The sequence below is a fragment of the Ornithinimicrobium jinqii genome (genome assembly GCF_045032595.1).
Taxonomy (GTDB): Bacteria; Actinomycetota; Actinomycetes; order Actinomycetales; family Dermatophilaceae; genus Ornithinicoccus.
Genome location: NZ_JBJFZS010000033.1, coordinates 1 through 16,428 on the forward strand (window position 1 = coordinate 1; position 16,428 = coordinate 16,428).

Annotated in this window: 14 protein-coding genes and 1 pseudogene; 14 read left to right on the forward strand and 1 reads right to left on the reverse strand. The window is 68.5% G+C overall.

Annotated features, from left to right (window positions below):
- Together ACI3ET_RS14650 and ACI3ET_RS14655 are read left to right on the forward strand one after the other, a co-directional pair.
- Positions 1–221: pseudogene (locus tag ACI3ET_RS14650) on the forward strand (IS110 family transposase); the annotation flags it as partial.
- Between the two features lie 70 nt (positions 222–291).
- Positions 292–858 carry a DinB family protein gene (locus tag ACI3ET_RS14655; protein WP_405033812.1) on the forward strand — a complete coding sequence of 189 codons (567 nt, stop codon included), beginning with the start codon at positions 292–294 and terminating at the stop codon, positions 856–858.
- A gap of 381 nt (positions 859–1,239) precedes the next feature.
- On the opposite strand, the gene ACI3ET_RS14660 is transcribed toward ACI3ET_RS14655, so the two are convergent.
- On the reverse strand, positions 1,240–2,034 hold the full coding sequence (locus ACI3ET_RS14660; protein WP_405033813.1) for a dienelactone hydrolase family protein: 795 nt from the start codon (positions 2,032–2,034) through the stop codon (positions 1,240–1,242).
- Between the two features lie 392 nt (positions 2,035–2,426).
- Between ACI3ET_RS14660 and ACI3ET_RS14665 the strand changes: the two genes are divergently transcribed.
- From ACI3ET_RS14665 to ACI3ET_RS14720, 12 genes are all read left to right on the forward strand, one after another.
- Positions 2,427–3,374: a cold-shock protein gene (locus ACI3ET_RS14665; RefSeq protein ID WP_405033814.1), complete on the forward strand. Its 948-nt coding sequence runs from the start codon at positions 2,427–2,429 to the stop codon at positions 3,372–3,374.
- Between the two features lie 956 nt (positions 3,375–4,330).
- Positions 4,331–4,468, forward strand: a complete 138-nt coding sequence (locus tag ACI3ET_RS14670; protein ID WP_405033815.1) for a hypothetical protein — start codon at positions 4,331–4,333, stop codon at positions 4,466–4,468.
- A 50-nt stretch (positions 4,469–4,518) separates the two neighbouring features.
- On the forward strand, positions 4,519–5,739 hold the full coding sequence (locus ACI3ET_RS14675) for a transposase (RefSeq protein ID WP_405033816.1): 1,221 nt from the start codon (positions 4,519–4,521) through the stop codon (positions 5,737–5,739).
- Positions 5,740–5,945: 206 nt separating this feature from the next.
- On the forward strand, positions 5,946–6,560 hold the full coding sequence (locus ACI3ET_RS14680; RefSeq protein WP_405033817.1) for a helix-turn-helix domain-containing protein: 615 nt from the start codon (positions 5,946–5,948) through the stop codon (positions 6,558–6,560).
- Positions 6,561–6,733: 173 nt separating this feature from the next.
- Complete coding sequence (locus ACI3ET_RS14685; RefSeq protein WP_405033818.1) at positions 6,734–8,299, forward strand: ABC transporter substrate-binding protein; 1,566 nt, start codon at positions 6,734–6,736, stop codon at positions 8,297–8,299.
- Positions 8,300–8,344: 45 nt separating this feature from the next.
- Positions 8,345–9,367 (forward strand): ABC transporter permease, encoded by a 1,023-nt coding sequence (locus tag ACI3ET_RS14690; protein ID WP_405033820.1) that lies wholly within the window; start codon positions 8,345–8,347, stop codon positions 9,365–9,367.
- Positions 9,364–11,139 (forward strand): dipeptide/oligopeptide/nickel ABC transporter permease/ATP-binding protein, encoded by a 1,776-nt coding sequence (locus ACI3ET_RS14695; protein WP_405033821.1) that lies wholly within the window; start codon positions 9,364–9,366, stop codon positions 11,137–11,139. Before ACI3ET_RS14690 ends, ACI3ET_RS14695 begins: the two co-directional genes overlap by 4 nt.
- Entirely contained in the window at positions 11,136–11,945 is an 810-nt protein-coding gene (locus ACI3ET_RS14700) for an ABC transporter ATP-binding protein (protein ID WP_405033822.1), read from the forward strand. Before ACI3ET_RS14695 ends, ACI3ET_RS14700 begins: the two co-directional genes overlap by 4 nt.
- Before the next feature lie 50 nt (positions 11,946–11,995).
- A complete protein-coding gene (locus tag ACI3ET_RS14705) occupies positions 11,996–12,853 on the forward strand; it encodes an alpha/beta fold hydrolase (RefSeq protein WP_405033823.1) in 858 nt (285 codons plus the stop codon).
- Positions 12,850–14,097, forward strand: a complete 1,248-nt coding sequence (locus ACI3ET_RS14710; protein WP_405033824.1) for a metal-dependent hydrolase family protein — start codon at positions 12,850–12,852, stop codon at positions 14,095–14,097. The genes ACI3ET_RS14705 and ACI3ET_RS14710 overlap by 4 nt, the downstream gene beginning before the upstream one ends.
- Positions 14,094–15,017: a DUF1028 domain-containing protein gene (locus ACI3ET_RS14715; RefSeq protein WP_405033825.1), complete on the forward strand. Its 924-nt coding sequence runs from the start codon at positions 14,094–14,096 to the stop codon at positions 15,015–15,017. The genes ACI3ET_RS14710 and ACI3ET_RS14715 overlap by 4 nt, the downstream gene beginning before the upstream one ends.
- Positions 15,014–16,294, forward strand: a complete 1,281-nt coding sequence (locus ACI3ET_RS14720) for a Zn-dependent hydrolase (RefSeq protein WP_405033826.1) — start codon at positions 15,014–15,016, stop codon at positions 16,292–16,294. The genes ACI3ET_RS14715 and ACI3ET_RS14720 overlap by 4 nt, the downstream gene beginning before the upstream one ends.
- The last annotated feature ends 134 nt before the right edge of the window (positions 16,295–16,428 follow it).

Sequence of the window (16,428 nt, forward strand, 5' to 3'; positions counted from 1 at the left end):
GCCTCGGCGACGCCCTGCAGCAGTGGGCGTTCTGCTCCCTTCGTGGCTCACCCGGCGCGCGCGCCTACTACAAGGCTCTCCGCGCCCGCAAGATCGGCCACCAAGCCGCACTGCGCCAGCTCGCAAACCGCTGGGTCGGCATCCTCCACGGCTGCCTTCGCCAACGCACCCTCTACGACGAGAACACCGCCTGGCAGCACCACTTCAACACCGCCGCTTGACACAACCAGAACCTGGGATGTCTGCCGCGGGCCGCGACGGTCCGATGGCGCCCTGTGGCAGATTTGCCCCATGAGCGCCAGCGAACCGGAGGTCCTACGGGACAGGATCTTCAAGGGTAGGAGTCTGCGGGGATCGCGATTCGTGGGCTGCGACCTGGGAGATGTCATCGTACGCGGAAGCGATGTCGCCGGAATGGAGATTGACTCCCCCTGGCTGCTGGAAGGCGACAGCAGGCTCCTCGTCAACGGTGTCAACGTTGTGCCCTTGGTCGACGCCGAGCTGAACCGGCGCTTCCCGGGGCGGGAGCTGCGCACGGCCGAGGATCCTGAGGGCCTGCGCGCCGCGTGGGCCGCACTCGAACGGACCTGGGCGGCGACCCTCGACCGCGCCACCGCGATGCCTGCCGGCACCATCGACACCTCCATCGACGGCGAGTGGTCGTTTGCCCAGACACTTCGCCACCTCGTGATGGCAACCGACACCTGGCTCGGCAAGGCCATCCTCGGGCGGGCGCAGCCGTACCACCCGGCAGGCCTGCCCAACGACGACAACGACAGCGACGCCTACGACGACGACGTCTTCTCCGCCCAGGCGCCGTCATTCGCGGAGGTCGTGGAGGCGCGCGGCGACCGGTAGACGATCGTCCGCGAGTTCCTCGCAGCCGCCACTCCGGAGGTCCTCGCGCAGCCTCGGAAGAATCCCCACACACCGGACTACGAGGAGACGGTCCTCTCATGCCTTCGCACCATCCTGGAGGAGGAGTGGGAGCACCACCGCTATGCCGCGCGCGACCTGGACGTGATCTCCACTGCAAGAGCCGCAGACGAGTAGGGCCCCCCATCCCCGTATGCGAGCCATAGCGCCGCAGAAAGCATGCGCTGCGGCCATCCGGAATTACCGCAGTGCGGACACGGTTCCGGTCGAACTTCGCTGGCCATGGCTAGAACGAGCAGATCGCGCCATAGGGAAGGATTTCCTGGCCGTCATCCCGCCGGCACGAGCGCCGCAAGGGGAGGGTCAACCTCGCAGCTGCTCGGCCAGAAACGCCAGGACCCGGTCGAGGGCGACCCTCGTCGGATGCCCCGGCTCGTCGACCAGAGAGATCGTGAGGACCGAGTGCGCCGACGGCGCGATACCAGCAGCGTTGCCCGGCGACGAGTCGATCTCGATTCCCTCGAAGGATGCCCCAAGCGACGCCCGCAGGGTCTCGAACCTCTCCGGCGGGCAACCCCGGTCGTTGGTGAACCGGAGCCCGAGCACGCGCAGGTCGTCAGTGGCTCGTGCCGTGATCGTGGCGAGGTCCTCGGGATCCAGACCAAGGGCGGCACGGCCACGCTGCCCGATTGGCCCCGGCATGGCCGGCTGACTCATCACGGAGGCGACGACCGAGGGCTCAAGCGCCGTCGCCAGCGCAAAGCCTCCGGTGAAGCACATCCCGACCACACCGACCCCCGGCCCGCCACACTCGCCGTAGGCCGACGCTGCCAGTGCCCGCAGCCACCCCACGACCGGGCTCGTGCGATCGGCCAGCTTGGTGAACTCACGCGCCACACAGACGCGCAGCATCGATCGCGCGACCTCGCGGCCCGTCGCCGGTACCGCGGGCCGACCGAACAGGGACGGCAAGAACACGGTGTACCCGGCGCAGATGAGCCGACGGGCGAAGTCGATGACGCCCGGATGCAAGCCCGGGATCTCATGGAGCACCAGAACTGCCGGCCCCGAACCGCCCCGGAAGACCTCGTAGGTGCGCGTGTCATGCGTGAAGTCGAAGGCCTCGAACTCCGGGCCGATCTGCTGGCCAAGGCTCATTCCGACTGCCCCCTTCCGTTCACGATCCGCCCAGCATGATCGCGGTTGCCCCCGCAATTCCCAGCCGCAAAGGACCGAAGGCGAAGCATCTTGAGTACACGGTATCGATCACCGGACGCTGAATGACGCTCAGCGGCGTCACCACCGCCCGTCGCTCCCGTCCTGGCGAGCTCCGTGGACGACCAGCACCACCCCGGGCGAGAGACACCGCGCCATCGTGTCATGAACCTCGCGCACGCCCATGCCGCGTCGGGCGCGCCGCCGGGTGCGGTGGATGTCGCGGTCGGGTACTTGCCACGACGGTGCGCGCACTGTTGGGCGCCGGGCGCTTGTCGCAGTCTGGTCGGGGACACTGGGGGAACACCGACCGTAGCTTTGAAAAGGAGTCAGCCGTGACCGAGGGAACCGTGCGCTGGTTCGATGCCGACCGGGGGTTCGGTTTCATCGCCCTGGGGCAGGAGGCGGAGGACCTGTACGTGCATGCGTCCGAGATCGTCGGCGATGACGCGGTGAAGCTGCTCCGGGAGGGGCAGGTGGTCGAGTTCGAGATCGGCGAGGGGGACCGCGGCCCGCAGGCACGCCGCGTCCGGGTCACGGCCGACCAGGCCGCCGATACACCGCTGGGCCTGCTCGGCACGGTCTGCTGGTACGAGCCTGCCAAGGGGTACGGCTTCGTCTCGCCCGACGGCGGTGGTGGTGAGATCTTCGTGCACAGTTCGGCCGTCGTGGGGGGCGGCGTGCTCTGGGAGGGGCAGCGGGTGGCGTTCCTCGTCGTCGAGGGGGAGAAGGGGCCGCAGGCTGACCATCTGCTCCCCTTGGCGGACCAGGGCGCCCAGCAGGCCGTGGCGTCCGACGGGGCGGACGGCACCGTGTCCTGGTTCGACGGGGGCAAGGGCTTCGGGTTCATCGCCCCCGGGTCGGGCGGTCCCGATGTCTTCGTCCACGTCCGGGCGCTGGCCGACGGGCTCCCGGAGCTGGGCGAGGGGGACCGGGTGAGGTACGACGTCGTCGTGAGCGAGAAGGGCCCGCAGGCTCGCGACGTGCGCCTGGTGCGCGGCTCGACCCCGCGGGGCGGCGCACCCGCGGAGTCGACGACCCGCGCCCGGTCGGGACGACGGGAGGCATCCGAGGTCCCGGCGCGCGGCGGCCAGGGAGTGGTCGTGCGCTACGACGCGGAGCGGGGGTTCGGTTTCATCGCCCCGGACACGGGAGGCGCGGACCTGTTCGTGCACGTGTCGGTTCTCAGGGACGCCGAGGCGCTGCACCAGGGCGATCGGGTCCGGTACCAGGTGCGACAGAGCGATCGAGGACCACAGGCCGACCGCGTCGAACGGGTGTGAGCTGGACGGGCGGTCCGGGCCGAGCTGGTGCTCAGGCGTGTCCCGATCCCGTCGCACGCTCCTGCGGCGATCCGTGGTTGGAGCATGGCGAAGGCAGTCCAGTCGCGCGCAGTTACTCGGTGGTCACCGAATCGCTGGCGTCGGTGATGACGACGACGACGGCTTTTCCCAATGGTGTGCGGAACTATTGTCGGCCCCGGCGTCGGTGCAGCTTGTCGCCGCGAGCTCGGTAGGCGGCGACTACTCGAGCTAGGGGAGGCTCGATTTGCGCCAGGTCGTATAGGTCCATGCGGTTGCTCTGCAGCGCCCATTCGAGACGGTTCAGCATGTCAACCCACTCCCGGGCGGACCGAGGGGTCTGCGACACCGGCACTTGCACGCGACGCTCCTCGACGACCTTCTCAACTCTCACGACCTCGATCACTCGGTCGACGACTTCGACCGCCGATAGGCCGGCGTCGGCGGCGCGCCGTTGCTCCCAAGCGCGATGGCGGCAGGAGCTAGAGCACCACTTCGGAACGCGCCCGCGAGGAGGCACGGACACCTCTGCCTGGCACCATCCGCAAACGATCTTCTGGCCCTGTTTGCGACGAGCGGCGGGAGCGTCCCCACCGCTGGGGACGCTGCTCGCGGTGGTGTCCATCGGCGCCTCCTGTGGGTCGCTACTGCACGGTTTCTTATCGTGCCAACGATATAGCTCGCCCGGCAATGCAAGAGGTGTGTGGGACATGAGCGGCGCGGAATCTGTCGAGTTCGGGGTCGGTGAGCGGGCGCGGGCGGTGCTCGGCTCGGGGTCGGTGAGCGGGCGTGGGCGGAGCTCGGCTCAGGGCAGGTGGAGCTGCGCGGGGGCTTGATTCGCGTGGTCTGCGGGTGGTGCTCGGTGAGGGGTGAGTCCCTGCCGAGTTGCGCCAGTGTTCGGCGCGACTGGGTACGGTCAACCGCTGGCGGGAGAGCTCGTGACCGTCAAGGGTCTTCGTCGCGAGGCACGGCCGGTCCGAGCTGACCCCACCTCCCTGACCGAGCAGCAGGTCCAGGACCTCGTGGAGCGGATGCTGCGCAGCTCGGTCGCAGGGTCGACCTCAACGCTCGACTGAGTTCGGTGGGGTCGCGGCCAGTCAGGCGGGCGCGGCCCCCTTGCCCTGAAATGGCAGCACAACTCGGGTCCGGCCTTGGTGACCACGGGGGCGCGACGTTCCGATCCGGGCCGTCGTTGGGCGTGCGGCAGAGCCGGTCAGGGGCAGGGGACAACGCTTCTGAGGTGGGTTGGTGCGACGCCGATCGAAGCGGCGGCCGCTCCGACCGAGCCCTCAGCCGCGCCGCCGACCGAGGAGGCTACTGCCCCGACCCCCCGGCAGGTAGCTGCGCCGTCGATCGAGGAAGCCGCACCCGAGGCCACCGACGAAGCAGGGAGGAGTCCGAGCCGGACGTCGAAGAGCTACCGGTGTGCCGAGTCGTTGTGTCCGCGACGCTCGTTCACCCAGGAGACCGACCAGCTGCCCGCTCGGGCCTGGGTTTCCACCCGCCTGGCGGAGCGGGTGTCCGCACGGTGCGCTACCTGCGCGATCCGGACACCCACGCCGTGAGCCGGGTTGAGCCGTGGTCGATCGTGTTCAGCGACCTGGACACCGGCGCGATCCTCGACGTCGTCGACGGGCGTCGCGGCCAGGTCGTCACCGCCTGGCTCGCGGCACGGCCACGGTGGTGGCGATCGGCCTGTGCAGCTGGTCGCCCTCGACATGAGCAGCGAGTTCCGCGCAGCCGTCCGCAAGGCGCTGCCCGGGGCCCGCGGATCAGCGTGGATCACTGGCACGTCGTCCGGCTGGCGAACGAGATGGTCACCAAGATGAGAAGGCGCCGAGTGTGGGAGCTGCACGAGCGCTGCGGCCTCGCCGTCGACACACACTGGAACGACCGCAAGTTGCTCACCTGCGCCGGGGACAGGCTCTCTGTGCGGCAACGGGAACGGCTGCAGCAGATCCTGGCCGAGGACATCGAGCTGGCCGTGGCGTGGGGCATCATCAAGGAGCACGTGCGCCAGGTCCTCGCAGCCCGGACATGTCCTCGTTCCAGCGCTACTGGGCCCGGCTCGAGGGCGCCGTGCGGGCAACCCGCCTGGCCGAACCGGTCGCGCTGTTCAGGACGTTGCGTTGCTTGGCGCCGCGAACTGCTGACGTGCTGTCGCACGAGGGTCACGAACGCCCGCACCAAACGTACCGCCCTGCCGACGCACCCACCCCGCACCAGGGGCGCTGCGTACTCAGGCGCCGCGACCCCGAACCACGCGTGGGGGCACTGCACGGCTGCACGCAGCGGCTGGCGGACTGACCTGTCGTCACGACGGATACCCTTTGCAGGTGATCTATGAGGCATGGGAGCAGGAAGCGGCCGTGCCCTGGGATCACGAGCCCGATCGTGGCCTGAGGAACCCCGCGATTAGTGCCGCCGGTGGAGGTCGGTCCCGTCATCCGCGCTTGCTCGCGTGGCTGATCCTGGATGTATGCGGACAACGCATGGGCCAGCTCCTTGGACACCGCCTGCCGGTGCGTGTAATTTGAGCGCGGAAGGGATGAGATGACCCGCGCTCAGGGTGTCGCCGCCGATGAGGAGACGTCTCCTCGGTCGGATCAGGGTGCGAAGGTTCAGCTCGGTCAGATCGTGCGTGAGTTCCGGGCGAACGCGGGACTGAGTCTCAATGCACTCGCGGCCGAGTCCGGCGTGAGCGCAGGCTTGCTCAGCCAGATCGAGCGCGGTAATGGCAACCCGTCGTACAACACCCTGATCAAGCTCGCGCACGCGCTTGGAGTGCGAGTTGGCGACTTCTTCGGCGGCCATGACCCCGAGCCGAAGCTTGCCGAGCTGGTCAAGGCGGACTCTCGTCGCCGGCTCCTGCTCTCGGAGCGCGAGATGGTCTACGAGCTGATCACGCCGAGCATGAACGGTCGACTGGGCATGATCCGCGCGCAGGTCGCATCGGGGTGGAGCAACGAGAGCGTTCCGTTCATGCACGAGGGGGAGGAGTGCGTGCTCGTGGTCGACGGCTCGCTGGTGGTCGTCGTTGGAAGCGAGCGCTACGAACTCGCCGAGGGGGACTCCCTCACCTACGACGCGTCCGTGCCGCATTGGTACGCCAACGAAGGCGATCGACCTGCGGTGTTCGTCGGCGCGATGACGCCGCCGTCCTACTGACGCGACCGTGCGTTCGGTGCCGTTGAGCCCGGCTCCAATCGGATAGCCACAAGGTAGTGACAACCGCGTCGGTGTTCACTATGGTGTACATCGTTCAGGTTACTGAACGACCGTGCTACGGCTCTCATCTCCTGCTCTGTCCCTCGGGCAGCGACGCCCCCAGAAGGAATGACATGATCTCACTGCACCACCGGCCGCGGCGACGTTCCAGCCTCGCTCCGGTCGCGGTTGGCGCCGCGGCAGCCGTGGCTCTCACCGCCTGCTCCTCGGGCGGATCGGGCTCGTCCGTCGACACGGAGACCCTCACGATGCAGCTCGACGGTCCCGTAACCTCTTTCGACCCGGTGCTCGGTGCGTCTTTCCAGGACGCGGTCGTGATCTGGTCGATGTACGACACGCTTGCCGCACTGGACGAGGACGGCAGTTTCGTCCCCGGACTGGCTACCGACTGGGACGTGACCGCGAGCGAGGGTGTCTTCACCATTCGGGAAGGCGTCACCTGCTCCGACGGGGAGGAGCTCACCGGCGAGGTCGTCGCGAACTCGCTTAACCGGTTCTTCGCCCCGGACACGGCGGCGCCGTTTCTTTCCAACGTGATCGGCGCGGGCAACAGTGCGACCGCGACCGCCGATGGACAGGCCGTCACCATCTCGCTCGAGCAGCCCTTCTCGGGTTTGCTCTCGGGTCTGACCGTCGCGTACACCGGCATCGTGTGCTCGGCAGGCGTCGCCGATCCGAGCAGCCTCGCGACAGGCTCGAACGGCACCGGCGGCTTCGTCGCCGACAGCCAGGTCGCGGGCGCGAGCTACACCTTCGCGTCGCGCGAGGACTATGCCTGGGGACCCGAGTTCGACGGTATCCCCACGGAGGGTGCACGCCCGGCGACGCTCGTCATGCAGGTGACCGAGGACGAGAACACTCGGGCCAACCTGCAGACGACGGGCGAAATGGAGATTGCTCCCTACACCACTGACGCGTGGGAGCGGGTGACCGAGCAGGACGGCTGGACGACTACCGTTTCGCAGCAGTCGGACACATACCTCGTGTTCAACCACACCGAGGGCCACCCGACCGCAGACCCCGAGGTCCGCAGGGCGGTCGCCCAGGCCATCGACATCGAGCGCCTCAACGAGGTGCAGAGCTATGGCGCCGGTGAGCTGATCACGAACCTTGGTCAACCCACCTATGAGTGCTACGACGAGTCCGCCTCCGACTACATGCCGGAGTACGACCCCGAGGCGGCCTCCGAGGTGCTGAGTGGCCTCTCCCTCGCGGTGAACGGCACCACGCTTCTCGCGGGCGGTGACGCCAACGCCTATGTGCAGTCGGCGCTGCAGGACGCGGGAGCCGAGGTCAGTTTGCAGAACCTCAACAACCAGCAGTGGGTGGCCGGTCTGTTCACTCCGCTCAACGACTGGGACGTGACGATCCTCGTGTTCGCGAACACGTCTTCAAACCTCCTGTCCGGGGCTAACTTCTTCACCGGCGATGTCCCGCCCAACGGTGCGAACCTGTCCGCAGTGTCCAACCCGGAAGCCGACGCCCAGCTCGCGATCGCCCGCGAGACCACGGGCGAGGAGGGCTGCGCGGCGCTCGCGGAGTACAACCGACTGCTCCTCGAGAACACCGACGTGGTGCCCCTCGCGACGGCGCCGGCCACAGTGGTCTTTGCGCCTGGCGTGACTGCCATGGTGTCCAAGGGATTCGTACGGGCCGGCACCATCCGGATCTCGGAGTAATCCGACAGTGTCAGTGCCCGGCCGGCGACACGAAGGGATCGCATGATGAGCGATCAACTGGTGGCCACCTCCCCTTCTCCGGCCGGGCGTCGCGGCGCCTCGCGCGACGCGGCCGGGCAGTGGATTAGCTACCTGCTGGGCCGGCTCGGCGGCCTTGTCGGCATCGTGATCGCCCTCCTGGTGATCACCTTCCTCCTGGTCCAGTTCGTGCCGGGCGATCCCGCCCGCAACATCGTCGGCGTTACCGCAACGCAGGAGCAGGTCGAGATCGTCCGCGACCGGCTCGGACTCAACGACCCGTTCCTCGTGCAGGCGTGGCACTACGTCAGCGGGCTGGTGCGGGGCGACCTGGGCAACTCGTTCGTCACCCAGCAGCCCGTCGTCGACCTCATAGCCCAACGGCTGCCGATCACCGGAGCCGTCGCCCTGGGCGGACTCTTGGTCGTGCTGCTGATCGGATTCCCGATCGGTATCGCCGTCGCGTTTGCCGAACGGCGAGGCGGGGCAAAGGTCATTTCCGGGGCGTACAACGTCGGCGCCGGCCTCGTCGGGGCCCTGCCGGAGTACATCACCGGAACCGTGCTCGTGATCGTCTTCGCTCTCACGCTCGGCTGGCTCCCAGCCAAGGGTGGCGTCGGAGTCGAGGGGTTCATCCTGCCGTGCATCGCCGTCGGGCTCGCACCGGCAGCCGCGATTTCGCGGGTCGTCCGCGGCGAGACCCGGGCGGTGCTCGGGCATGAGTACATCCTGACCGCGCGCAGCAAGCGCATCTCGGGCGGACGTCTGCTCGTGGGACACGTCCTCCCGAACGTGGCGACGAGCGCCCTCACGCTCGGCGGCATCATCCTCGTAGCGCTCCTCGGCGGCACGGTCATCGTCGAGAACGTCTTCAACATCCCGGGACTGGGAACCCAGATCGTCCGGTCGATCCTCTCGAGCGACTATCCGGCGATCCAGGGCATCATCCTCACCCTCGGACTGCTGGCCGCGCTGGTCAACCTCGCCATCGACATCTTGCTCGGGATCCTCGATCCCCGTGTGCTTCAGCAGGGGAGGCTCAGCCGATGACCGGTGTCGTCGTGCCGCCGACCGCCGCTCCCCGCCGTTCGGCGAAGTACCCGCTGTCGCTCGTCATCGGCGCGATCGGGCTAGGCGTCATCGTGCTCCTCGCGATCGTGGCCCCCCTCCTGTGGGGAACCGCCGCCCAGACAGGTTCGGGCGACGTGCGCCAGGGCCCGTCCGCAGCCCACTGGTTCGGCACCGACTCCCAAGGGCGCGACGTGCTGCTCCGCACCTTGGTCGCCACGCGGCTCACCCTCATCATGGGCGTTCTGGCAACCGCGCTCGCCGTGGTGCTCGGGGGCATCGTCGGGGGTCTGCTGGTCGTGTCGGGCGATCGCGTGCGGTGGTTCGGCGCTCGGGCGATCGACCTGTGGCTCGCACTCCCGCCGATCATCGTCGCGCTGGCAGTCACCGCCATCTTCCGGCCGGACGAGGTCACCGTGGTGATCGCGATCGGAATCGCCTTCTTGCCGCAGTTCGCGCGCCTCACCAACAACCTCGCGAACTCCGTCGGCAACAAGGACTTCGTGACCACAGCACACCTCCTGGGTGTGCGCGGGCCGACCGTGCTCGTCCGGCACATCGTGCCGAACATCGCCGCTCCCGTCCTCGTGCTCACCTCGGTGTGCCTCTCCACCTCTATCGTCACGATGTCGGGGCTGAGCTTCATCGGACTTGGCGTCCAGCCGCCCGCCATCGACTGGGGCCAGATGCTTGCCAGCGGGCTGCGCGACGTCTACCAGAACCCGAGCGGTGCCCTGGCTCCCTCGATCGCGATCGTGCTGACGGGGCTCTCGGCGAGCCTGCTCGGCGACGGGTTCGTCGCTTTCAGCGAGCCGCGCCGGGTCCCCGCTGGGAAGCGCCCAACGAAGTTGCTTGCCGAGCCGGCCCCGGCCGTGGTACCGGCGACCATCGAGGAGCAGACGGCGGCAGCGGTCGACGCGGCGGCCGAACCGGCGCTTGACATCCATGACCTGCACGTCCGGGTAGGGCACACCGCCGAAGGCGCCGCGCTCGTCAAGGGCGTGTCGCTGACGGTCGCGGCCGGCGAGATCGTCGGGCTGGTCGGCGAGTCGGGTTCGGGGAAGAGCATCACCGCGATGACAGCCGCTCAGCTGCTTCCGCCCGAGCTCAGCTGGGAGGCCGCCGATCTCGACGTCGCGTCGCACCGCATGGACCCGCACGGGGTTCCACCGACCTCCCTCGCGCTCGACCTCGGCATCGTCTTCCAGGACCCCTCCTCCTGCTTCAACCCCGCGCGTCGCCTCGGCGCACAGCTCACCGAGACGATCCGCGTCCACAAGAACGTGTCGAAGAGAGAGGCGGAGCGTCTCGCCGTCCAGAAGCTGCGGGAAGCGCGCGTCAGCGAGCCAGAGCACCGCATGCACCAGTACCCCCACGAGCTCTCGGGGGGCATGCGGCAGCGCGCGATGATCGCGATGGCGCTGATCACGACACCAAGACTGCTGATCGCCGACGAGCCGACGACCGCGCTCGACGTGACGGTCCAGGCCGACGTGCTGAGGCTCATCAAGCAGATCAACCGTGACCACGACATGGCGGTCCTGCTGATCTCGCACGACATCGACGTGATCGCCTCCATGTGCGAGCGCGTGTACGTGATGTACCAGGGCGAGATCATCGAGCACCTCACCTCCGCCCAGCTGCGCGAGCGTCACGTCACCCAGCCCTACACCCGCAGACTGCTCGAGGCGTCAGCCAGCACGGCGCTGGAGAACGCCATCTTCCGTGCCGGGACCAAAGGAGGACCAGGATGAGTAGCGTCCTTCAGGTGCAGGGCCTCTCGGCCACGTACGGGTTCAGCCGGCGCAGCCCGCGCGTCCTCGACGACGTTTCCATGTCGGTCATGCAGGGCCAGACGATGGGCGTCGTGGGGGAGTCTGGCTCCGGCAAGTCGACGCTCGCCAAGGTGATCGTCGGCACCCTGGCAGCCGCCTCGGGGACAGTGACCGTCGAGGGTGTCGACGTCATGCACGCCCGGGGTGCACAGCGACGGGCCCTGCGCCGGAGCGTGCAGATGATCCCGCAGGACCCCTACGCCTCTCTGGACCCGCGGATGACGATCGGGCGCACGCTCCTGGAGGCGCTGGCACCGAACGGAGGACGCCCGGCACAGCACCGCGATCGGATCGTCGAGCTGCTCGGGCTTGTCGCGCTCGACGCGTCCGCCGCCGACCGTTTTCCGCACTCGTTCTCCGGCGGCCAGCGGCAGCGGGTCGCCATCGCCCGCGCCATCGCGGTGCAGCCGAAGCTGCTCATCGCCGACGAAGTGACCTCGGCGCTGGACGCCTCGATCCAGTTCGAGATCTTGGACCTCCTCGACCGGCTGCAGGACGAGCTGGGCTTCGGTTGCGTCTTCATCACCCACAACCTGGGTGTCGCTGCGCGCATGTGCGACGACATCACAGTCATGCGCCACGGACGCGTCGTCGAGCAGGGGCACATCTCCCTGCTCGCCGAGCCCGCCGACTCGTACACACGCATCCTCGTGAGCAGCGTGCCCGACCCCGGGGGCCTGTTCCTTGAAGGCCCCTCCGCGTACGACGCGACGCCGTCCACCTGACCAATCATTACCACCGAGACAGACCACCGCTACACGGCAAGGGAGCACACATGTACGCGCATCTGAACGGCGTCGATCTCTACTTCGACGTAATCTCGTCGGGAAAGACCGTCGACTTCTCGGGCGATAAGGACAAGCCGGTCCTTTTCATCCACCACGGCGGCCCCGGCGCCGACCATAGCTACTTCCGTCCCTGGCTCGACCCGCTGGGCGAGGTCGCTCAGGTCGTCTACCTCGATCACCGCGGTACCGGCAACTCCTCGGACGCACCGCTGGAGACCTACACGATCGAGCAGATGGCGGACGATGTCGAGGCCCTCCGTCACTACCTCGGGCTGGGTAAGATCATCTTCCTTGGCCATTCCTACGGCGGTTTCGTCGCCCAGGTCCTCGCGCTACGCCACCCCGGGGCGCTGTCGAAGCTGATCCTGTCGCACACCGCCCCGGACTACGGCTTCTGGGACGAAGCTCAGGCGATCGCCGAGCGCATCGCGACGCCGGAGCAGAAGGAAATCTTCCGCGAACTGTTCGACGGCGTCATCTCCAGCCAGGAGGAGTATGAGGCGTGGTGGAAGAAGTGCTATCCGCTGTACTTCCGTCATCCCGACCAGGAGGTGCTCGACCAGCTCTCGGCGCGCAGCAACGGGCGCTACGAGGTGTCGGGCTACATGATGGCCAACGAGATCCCCAAGTACAACCCGTACCCGCTGTTGTCGACCATCCAGGTACCGACGCTCGTGCTCTCCAGTGAGTACGACTGGGTGACGCCGCCCAGCCAGGGTCGCCGGATCGCCGAGGCGATCCCCAACTCGCAATTCGTGTTGTTCGAGGACAGCGGCCACGAGCCGTTCGCCCGCGAAGAGGAGCAGGCCTACCTCGACGTCGTGTCGACCTTCATCCAGTCATGACGACGGGGCGTGGACGCTGGTTGATCCGTGACGGTGCCCTCTTCGACGGCGTTGACGGCAAAGTGCGTGAGGGGCACTCGATCCTCGTCGACCAGGGACGGATCGCGTGGGTCGGGCCGGACGCGGACGCTCCGCCCGCCGCCGCCGTCATCGACGCGGGTGGTCGGACGGTCATGCCCGGCCTCGTCAACGCGCACGTGCATCTGGCGAACGACGGCTCGGCGGACCTCGCTGCACAGGTCCGCGACGACTCGACCGCGACCGCGGCCTACCGCGCGGTCGCGAACGCGCTGATCACCCTTGATGCAGGCATCACCACGGTCAAGGACTGCGGTGCCGCCGACAACGTCGTGATCGACCTCGGCCGCGCGGTCGAGGCCGGCGTTGTCCCGGGGCCACGCATCGTCGCTGCGGGGCGGGTCATCACGATGACGGGCGGTCACGGGTACTTCATGGGCGTCGAGGCCGACGGTGTGGACGCTGTGCGCAAGGCCGTGCGCGGCGAACTCAAGAAGGGGGCGGGTTTCATCAAGGCCATGGCGACCGGCGGAGTGCTGACCTCGGGCGTCAAGCCGACCCAGACGGCGTTCCGACGTGACGAGCTGACTGCGATCGTCGAGGAGGCCCACCACGCCGGACGCCGCGTATCGACCCACGCGATCGGCCGTGACGGCATCGAGAACGCGATCCTCGCGGGTGTCGACACGATCGAGCACGGCTTCCACCTCGACGCCGAACTGTTCGCGCTGGCGATCGAGCGCGGTACTTACCTCGTGCCCACGCTGTCCGCGGTGGGCTGCATCGTGGCACAGGGTGCGGTAGGCGGCATCCCGTCCTGGATCGTCGACAAGGCGCAGTCCGAGGTCGAGCGCAGCCGTGCCATGTTCAGCGCGGCTGTGGAGGCGGGGATGAACATCGCCGCGGGGACGGACGCGGGCACCCCGCTCAACCCGCACGACGGGCTCGTGGAGGAGATGATCCAGATGGTGCAGATCGGCCTTACCCCGCAGCGCACGCTGCTCTCCGCCACGCGAGAGGGTGCACTGAACGCAGGCCTGTCCGAGGTGACGGGAACGATCGAGCCGGGCAAGGCGGCCGATGTGATCGTCGTCGACGGCGACCCGCTCGCGGACATCACCGCGCTCCGTGGAATCGTGCTCGTCGCGAAGGACGGCTCCCTCCACCGCTCTTCCCTCGAGGTGCGGAAGGACAGGACCGGCGATCTGATGGAGGTGACCCGGTGACTTTCTCGATCATCGCCCGCGACCCCGCGACCGGCGCGTTCGGCATCGCCTGCGAAACGCACTTCTTCGGTGTCGGACGTCTTGTGGGCTGGCTCGAGCCGGGAGTGGGCGTTATCGCCACGCAGGCGTTCGTCAACGTCGGCTTCGGTCCGCGAGGCATCGGCCTGCTGCGTGACGGCTCGACCGCGTCCGAGGTGCTGTCGACGCTCATCGGGGGTGACGACCAGCCCGGGTACCGGCAGCTCGCCGTCATCGACGTCGACGGGCGCGTCGCCAACTACACGGGGGACAAGTGCGTCCAGGCCGCCGGCGCGCTCTCCGGTGACCAGGTCTCGGTGCAGGGCAACATGCTCGCTTCGCACGAGGTCTACGAGTCGATGCTGCGCGCCTACGAGGAGACGTCCGGCCAGACGTTCGCCGGCCGACTGCTCGCCGCTCTGCGCGCGGGGGAGGACGCCGGCGGTGACGCGCGCGGGTCGCAGTCGGCCGTGCTCAAGATCGTCTCGGGCAACCGCGGTGGCAACGCCTGGGAGGAGACGCTGCTGGATCTCCGGGTGGACGACCATCCGGACCCGGTCACCGAGATCACGCGCCTGGCCGAGGTGAGCGGCGCGTTCGACAAGATCGGATCCGTCATGTTCACCCCACGCGTCATGATCGGCGCGTACGAGAACGTGTCCGACGAGGAGCTCGAACAAGCGTTAGAGGCCCTGGAGTCGGCGCGCGCCGTCCTGGGTGACAACCTGGAAGCCGCGTTCTGGAAGGCCGTTCTCCTCGGCCGGGCCGACCGCGACGAGGATGCGGCGAGGCTGTTCGCCGAGGTCTTCGCGCGCGGTGGGCACTGGCGTCCGTACCTCGACCAGGTGGCGGCGGCAGGTTTCATCGCCCCAGCCAAGGTCGCGTCGCTGGTGCGGCGGTGAGCGGGTTGCTGTCGGTCGACGCCGATCGGCTCCTGGCTGATCTGACCACCCTGGGCGGGTTCGGCCGGAACGGGGCCGGTGGCGTCGACCGGGCCTCGTTCTCCGCTGCCGACCTCGCGGCGCGCGCGTGGCTCACCGCGAGTTGCGTGAAGGCGGGCCTGCGGGTCGAGGTCGACGGCATCGGAAACCTGGTCGTCTCCTCTCCGTCGCTGGAGGAGGGGATCGCCGATCGTGCGCCAGTCTGGACGGGCTCACACATCGACGCGGTGCCGAACGGCGGGATGTACGACGGCCCGCTCGGATCGCTCGCCGCCATCGAGTGCCTGCGCCGGCTGCACGAGGAACACGTCGCGCTCGAGCGACCCGTTCGCGCGATCGTGTACGTCGACGAAGAGGGCAACTACGCGCACCTGCTTGGCTCCAGCGCCCTGACCCGCGGGTTCGTGGCCGACGAGCTGCAGGAGCTCAGGGGAAGGGACGGCGACCGGTTCGCCGACACCTTCGCGGCGGCAGGCGGTGACCTGCAGGCTGCCGCGGCCGTCCGGTTGACCCCGGGCAGCGTCCACGCCAGCGTCGAGCTGCACATCGAGCAGGGACCGGTCCTGGAGCGCGAAGGCGTCGACGTCGGAGTTGTCAGCGGCATCGTCTCCATCGGTGGCGGCACGGTCCGATTCATGGGTCGCGCGGACCACGCGGGCACCACGCCCATGGACGCGCGGAAGGACGCGGTCCTCGCCGCTGCCGACTTCATCACGCGCCTACCCGCGCTCGTTCCCCGGGCAGGTGCGGCGTCGGTCGTGACCACGGGGATCGTCCGCGCTCGCCCCGGGGGGTCGAACGTCGTAGCGGAAGAGGCGGAGGTGGTCGTGGACTTCCGCCACCCCGCTACCGAGAAGGCTCGACAGCTCGAGGAACTCATCTCCGCCGCGGCGCTGGACGTCGCTCGCGAGCGGGAACTCCAGGTGAACCTCGACTGGGAACCCCTGGTCCCGGCCGCTCCGATGCACCAAACGGTCCGCAACGCGATCCGCGAGTCCGCGGCCGCGCTCGGCTGCAGCACGCGGGACATCCCCTCGGGAGCCGGTCACGACTCGCAGAACCTCGCGACGATTGCCCCGACAGGCATGATCTTCGTCCCGAGCGTGGACGGCCGCAGCCATAGTCCCTCTGAACTGACCAGGGATCGGGACGTGGTGCACGGTGCCGACGTGCTGCTCGGGACTCTCCTTCGGCTGGCCGCGGCGCAGCCGGCAGCGGCCACGCAGGACAGCCATTAGGCGTTGAACGTCACGAGGACGGGGTCGGGCTGATTGCGCGGACACCGACGTCGATGCCTGCCGCGAGGTCCGGTGAGGACAGCCTGGACACCGCCAGGGAAAAGCAGAGTTCGTCGCCGTCGATCGCAAGTCAA

What these genes read in the sequence shown, in the direction of transcription:
- ACI3ET_RS14655 (WP_405033812.1), top strand. Translation starts at nt 292, where the DNA reads ATGAGCGCCAGCGAACCGGAGGTCCTACGGGACAGGATCTTCAAGGGT.
- ACI3ET_RS14710 (WP_405033824.1), top strand. Translation starts at nt 12,850, where the DNA reads ATGACGACGGGGCGTGGACGCTGGTTGATCCGTGACGGTGCCCTCTTC.
- ACI3ET_RS14675 (WP_405033816.1), top strand. Translation starts at nt 4,519, where the DNA reads ATGGCAGCACAACTCGGGTCCGGCCTTGGTGACCACGGGGGCGCGACG.
- ACI3ET_RS14680 (WP_405033817.1), top strand. Translation starts at nt 5,946, where the DNA reads ATGACCCGCGCTCAGGGTGTCGCCGCCGATGAGGAGACGTCTCCTCGG.
- ACI3ET_RS14685 (WP_405033818.1), top strand. Translation starts at nt 6,734, where the DNA reads ATGATCTCACTGCACCACCGGCCGCGGCGACGTTCCAGCCTCGCTCCG.
- ACI3ET_RS14660 (WP_405033813.1), bottom strand. Translation starts at nt 2,034, where the DNA reads ATGAGCCTTGGCCAGCAGATCGGCCCGGAGTTCGAGGCCTTCGACTTC.
- ACI3ET_RS14695 (WP_405033821.1), top strand. Translation starts at nt 9,364, where the DNA reads ATGACCGGTGTCGTCGTGCCGCCGACCGCCGCTCCCCGCCGTTCGGCG.
- ACI3ET_RS14700 (WP_405033822.1), top strand. Translation starts at nt 11,136, where the DNA reads ATGAGTAGCGTCCTTCAGGTGCAGGGCCTCTCGGCCACGTACGGGTTC.
- ACI3ET_RS14705 (WP_405033823.1), top strand. Translation starts at nt 11,996, where the DNA reads ATGTACGCGCATCTGAACGGCGTCGATCTCTACTTCGACGTAATCTCG.
- ACI3ET_RS14690 (WP_405033820.1), top strand. Translation starts at nt 8,345, where the DNA reads ATGAGCGATCAACTGGTGGCCACCTCCCCTTCTCCGGCCGGGCGTCGC.